Consider the following 253-nt stretch of genomic DNA (forward strand, 5'->3'; position numbering starts at 1 on the left):
GTGGTCTCGCTTGAGACCACCTTAGAAGATGCGTCTGCCATGCTGGAGCTGGCGGTAGAAGCAGAAGACGAATCATTGCTTGCTGATGTACAAGCCGAGCTTGACGATGCGGAGAAGCGCGTTGCGGACTTAGAGTTCCGTCGCATGTTTAGTGGTGAGATGGATCCAAACAACTGCTACTTGGATATTCAATCGGGTAGTGGCGGCACGGAAGCGCAAGATTGGGCCGAGATGCTACTGCGCATGTATACGC

The 253-nt window shown here is 53.4% G+C and carries 1 protein-coding gene; it reads left to right on the forward strand.

What is annotated here, in order from left to right:
• A partial coding sequence (locus tag AAEY88_RS14695) for a PCRF domain-containing protein (RefSeq protein WP_350563573.1) occupies positions 1-253 on the forward strand: 253 nt, incomplete at both ends.

Origin of the sequence: Psychrobacter sp. CAL346-MNA-CIBAN-0220 (assembly GCF_040309805.1) — a bacterium.
GTDB lineage: Bacteria > Pseudomonadota > Gammaproteobacteria > Pseudomonadales > Moraxellaceae > Psychrobacter.